Genomic DNA, 3375 nt, shown 5'->3' with positions numbered 1-3375 from the left:
AGGTCGGTGGCGATCTCGTCGAATCTGCATCCGAGCGGCTTCGACGAGCTGATGCCCAAAACATTGGCCACCGCGACCGTCGTCCGTCTCCTGCACCACGCGCTCCTGTGCCAGACCAGCGGAGACTCCGTGCGCCTGGCCCAAGCCCTACACGGAAAAGGAGTCAAACCCCTGACCTGACAGCACTACCGGTGGCGGACTCACCCATCATGGACAGATTCGTGTCCGCCACTGGGCAGTTCTTATTGGCCACCTACGAGCAGTTCTCATGTCCGCCCATGGGCAGTTTCAGCTGTCCATTGACAACCCTGTGCGACGGTCCGATATCCAGCGACGGCAGTTGGAGCCGAGAATGCACCATCTGGGCTCCCGCCCACTATGTGCCGGGCAGCTGCCTCGGCGGCTCGTCCTCCTCGTCCCCAGCGCATCGAGCGGGTTGGTACGCAGCATGCCTGTTGAGCAGCTCACCGGCCTCTCAGGCACCGCAGGAAATCCGACCCCAACTCAGTGTGGCTGATCAGCTCGCCGCGTTCTGTCGGGCCCTTTTGTAGCGACTCTGTGCCGCTGCGCCACCTGCTTTGCTAACGGATGTTCTATCCGGCCCGGTTCTGGTTGGAACGGGGTCAAGATTCCGTTATTCCAAGACCCCCAACCATTCGCGTCGGGGTCCCAGACAACCGGAGCCTAAGGCGCCCAACCCGGTGGCGGTGGCGGCGCCCACGGCGGGGGTTGTTCATAACCGGGTCCATAACCGGGCGGTCCATAACCGGGGGGTCCATAACCGGTTGGGCCCCCGTAGTAGTTGTCGTCCCAGTCACGGCAGTCGTTCCAGTTCTGGTAAGGGCCCCATCCCTGGTCCCATGGGTCGCCTGGGCACCAGTGATGATGATATGTGGGTGCAGGAGAAGGCGCTGCCTGGGCAACGCCCGTGGTCGGTCCGAGTGTGGACAAAGCCACGCCGCCAGCCGCCAGCGCGGCAGCGCACCGGCGAGGCCACGGTTTTCTTTGCTTGTCGGTATTCATTCCCTAAAGGATTCCCCTTAAGAAAGTATCAAAGCAGCTAGCGACTGATCCGCTCGTCGCGGGGCAACAGTCCTCACACCCGAGCTGGGACGATTGTGGGGTACTGACTGCCGGTGATTACGCCTTGTCGCGGGATCGTAGCTCCCGCCTGAGATCGATCACCTCTTTCTCAAGGTCGATCACAGCCCTGGAGCACATAGCGGTCAGTCCAATGAGTTTCACTACCACGGCCCATATCCTGCTGTGCCCGGTGAAGGAATGGTCGAACTCGGCGAACCGGTCGACGAGTTCCTTTCCGATAACGGATTCGGGATCAAGCTGTATTCGCCGCATCTTGATGAACGGCGAGAAGTCGGGTATTTCTTCGGGATAAGGCTCCATCTTGCGAGGGTAGGCCGCTTGCCCGGCGCCGCGGTGGTCGACCTCACCGAATAATTACGTCAAGGGCACACACGGGGTGAATTGCCGCGCTCGCGATGGGCGGACACGCTGAACACTCGCGCGCGACATCGAGACCATCGACTCCGAGCTGCGATTGGTGGCGGCGCTTGCGCCGTGCGGCTCGGGAGCGGGGTGGTCCGCTGCCGTCGATAGACTTGGCGCGGGACTGATCCCCTCGGCCATTTCGTGAGGGCTTTGTCGGCTATATCTGTCGACGCCGCCGAGGCATCTTTCGGCGCCGTCGAGGCCGGAATGCGTCTTTGACCTTTTCACCCGCGTCTCTCAGGTGAGCCGCCCGCTGATCAGCCCTGCCCTGAGCCTCCCGCGCTGGATCGTTGATCGCGCGGCCGATTGCCGCCTTGACCTTACCCGTGACCTGGTCCACCTTGTTCCGGGCTTTATCCGCACCGCTCACTTGCGTGTCCTTCTCTTCCGGTTCCGATAATGTGCTAAGAGGCGGTTACCCTGTTTCGGCCTGACCCACCCCGCTTGGGCAATACCGCGGCGAGACCGAAAGCCTTGAGCTGGTTGACCGCTCGAAAATCATCGAGGCCGTCGACTCCGAGCTGCGATTGATGGCGGCTCTGCGCCGTGCGGCTCGGGAGCGGGGCGGGCCGCTGCCGTCGATAGACGTGGCGGACGCGCTGCTGGATGAGCGCCGCGAGGTGGCCCCACGCTGATCGCGCTATCCGATTTTGTCCTCCACCGTGGCACCGGGCGAATTCGCGCGTAATCGCGAGGCGGGCATGACCTATTTCGACCGGCCGGTGCCGCCGTGCCAGGAGCCTGACCCTTGCTTGTGTTGGGAGTGGCTGTATGTGCCGTCCCCGTCGGGAAGGTCGCTCCGTGTGTGGTCCGGCGATGGCACGCAGTTCCCGTCGACGTTGGTGTAGCCGCCGCACGACGGAAGTGGGGCATTCGGCGACAGCGGGGCCACCACTAAGGGCGGTTGGGCGCTGGCGATGGGCGCCGCACCGATAGCGGCTCCCATGAAGATTGCAGTGCCGACGAGTACCGAACGAACCATGTGTATTTACTCCCGGCGGTATATTCCCGCGCCCCTGCGTCCGCTTCGATAGCGCGTCCAAAATCGCGACTAATTGGCGAGCCGCCGCGGGGTGAGTCGCCACATGCTTCGAGTCGTCAAGGACGGCCGCCAACACCAAAGACGTCGCCGCCAGACCCGGCCGCTCGCCGGCTGCCGGCGCAGATTCGTGCTCGGCACGCACAGCCGAAACCACATAGCCTTCCCGTGACGAATCAGGCGATGCGCAGCCGGATCGCCATCAGCGAGACGCCAATGGCGGCAGCGTCGGCGAGGCAGTCGACCCCGGCGGCCAACACTCCCAGTGAGTGGGCGACCACCCCGACAATTACCAGGGCCGCTACCAGCAGCAGGTTGAGCAGGAGGACCAGCCCTAGCCGTCGGGCCTTCGACATCCTGCCGATGATAGAAGCAGCATGCGTACGTTTACCGCCGTCGACAAGGGCATCCAGATTGCCTACCACCGTTTCGATTCCACCGACGATCCGCTGTTGTTGATCATGACGCTTCCGTGCTGGCCAACTACCCCACATTTACGAGCTGACTAGTCAATCACTAAGTGGAAATACGGCTATCGAGTAGCCGACTACGCTTTGGCGCCCCGCGACATCACGACAGCATTGGAACAGCATGTCCCGCTCTATCGAAGGAGCAATGCTGTGGCAGAGAACAAAATTGTCCCCATGTACCAAAAGAAGCAGGCAACGGCCCAGCAGGCCGAGGCGGTTGTCAATGGCCATGGGACTGTCAGAACAACGGTGGATCTGATCTTGGTCTGACACGCCGAGCGTGAGCTTGGCGGGAAGGACTGACGATGTCAGAAACACTCGATCCCGTGGCTATGGAACTGGATCAACGGCAGCTTG

4 protein-coding genes and 1 pseudogene are annotated in these 3375 nt (G+C 62.4%); 1 reads left to right on the top strand and 4 read right to left on the bottom strand.

The features are described 5' to 3' along the window. A pseudogene (locus JWP83_RS26910) lies at positions 1-180 on the top strand (ATP-binding protein); the annotation flags it as partial. Positions 181-1140: 960 nt separating this feature from the next. On the opposite strand, the gene JWP83_RS26905 reads toward JWP83_RS26910, so the two are convergent. The 4 genes from JWP83_RS26905 to JWP83_RS26895 all read right to left on the bottom strand — a co-directional run bounded on the left by JWP83_RS26905 (position 1141) and on the right by JWP83_RS26895 (position 2904). Beyond that, positions 1141-1404, bottom strand: coding sequence for a hypothetical protein (locus JWP83_RS26905; RefSeq protein WP_297737550.1), 264 nt, complete (start codon positions 1402-1404; stop codon positions 1141-1143). Between the two features lie 262 nt (positions 1405-1666). Further along, positions 1667-1879: a CsbD family protein gene (locus JWP83_RS26900; protein WP_297737547.1), complete on the bottom strand. Its 213-nt coding sequence runs from the start codon at positions 1877-1879 to the stop codon at positions 1667-1669. Between the two features lie 336 nt (positions 1880-2215). Further along, positions 2216-2455, bottom strand: a complete 240-nt coding sequence (locus JWP83_RS31355) for a DUF3761 domain-containing protein (protein WP_367185675.1) — start codon at positions 2453-2455, stop codon at positions 2216-2218. Between the two features lie 269 nt (positions 2456-2724). Further along, positions 2725-2904, bottom strand: a complete 180-nt coding sequence (locus tag JWP83_RS26895) for a hypothetical protein (protein WP_297737544.1) — start codon at positions 2902-2904, stop codon at positions 2725-2727. Positions 2905-3375 lie beyond the last annotated feature (471 nt).

Source organism: Mycobacterium sp. (genome assembly GCF_025965855.1).
In the GTDB taxonomy this organism is placed as follows: Bacteria; Actinomycetota; Actinomycetes; order Mycobacteriales; family Mycobacteriaceae; genus Mycobacterium.
The sequence above is the reverse complement of the archived record's forward strand: the minus strand, read 5'-3'. Positions and strand labels throughout refer to the sequence as shown.